The sequence below is a fragment of the Massilia sp. ST3 genome (assembly GCF_018119405.1).
Lineage (GTDB): Bacteria > Pseudomonadota > Gammaproteobacteria > Burkholderiales > Burkholderiaceae_D > Telluria.
The window spans coordinates 1-1,099 of sequence record NZ_JAGPWC010000150.1; the positions used below are offsets into that span (position 1 = coordinate 1).

General features: G+C 62.0%; 1 protein-coding gene. It reads left to right on the plus strand.

Annotation, left to right across the window (positions count from 1 at the left end):
• Nucleotides 1-1,098: elongation factor Tu (tuf, locus tag KBW98_RS23795; RefSeq protein WP_229429396.1), on the plus strand; the 1,098-nt coding region annotated here is incomplete at its 5' end.
• Nucleotide 1,099: the final 1 nt, after the last annotated feature.

Here is a 1,099-nt window from a genome sequence, read left to right on the forward strand (position 1 = left end):
ATCGCAACCGTTCTGTCGAAGAAGTTCGGCGGCGAAGCCAAGGCCTACGACCAGATCGACGCGGCTCCGGAAGAAAAAGCACGCGGCATCACCATCAACACCGCGCACGTCGAGTACGAAACCGCAAACCGTCACTACGCCCACGTTGACTGCCCGGGCCACGCCGACTACATCAAGAACATGATTACCGGTGCTGCGCAGATGGACGGCGCGATCCTGGTGTGCTCGGCCGCTGACGGCCCGATGCCGCAGACCCGCGAGCACATCCTGCTGGCGCGTCAGGTTGGCGTTCCTTACATCATCGTGTTCCTGAACAAGTGCGACCTGGTCGACGACGCGGAACTGCTGGAACTGGTCGAAATGGAAGTGCGCGAGCTCCTGTCGAAGTACGAGTTCCCGGGCGACGACCTGCCGATCATCAAGGGTTCGGCACGTATGGCGCTGGAAGGCCAGGCTGGCGAGATGGGCGAAGACTGCATCATCCGTCTGGCTGAAGCACTGGACAGCTACATCCCGACCCCGGAACGTGCCGTTGACGGCGCCTTCCTGATGCCGGTCGAAGACGTGTTCTCGATCTCGGGCCGCGGCACCGTGGTGACCGGTCGCGTCGAGCGCGGCATCATCAAGGTCGGCGAAGAGATCGAAATCGTCGGTATCGTCGACACCGTCAAGACCACCTGCACCGGCGTGGAAATGTTCCGCAAGCTGCTGGACCAGGGTCAGGCAGGCGACAACGTCGGTCTGCTGCTGCGCGGCACCAAGCGTGAAGACGTCCAGCGCGGCCAGGTTCTGGCCAAGCCGGGCTCGATCAAGCCGCACACCGACTTCACCGGCGAAGTGTACGTCCTGTCGAAAGACGAAGGCGGCCGTCACACCCCGTTCTTCAACAACTACCGTCCTCAGTTCTACTTCCGTACGACTGACGTGACCGGTTCGATCGTGCTGCCGGCCGACAAAGAAATGGTCATGCCAGGCGACAACGTGTCGATCACCGTCAAGCTGATCGCTCCGATCGCGATGGAAGAAGGTCTGCGCTTCGCAATCCGCGAAGGCGGCCGTACCGTCGGCGCCGGCGTGGTTGCCAAGATCATCGCCTAAT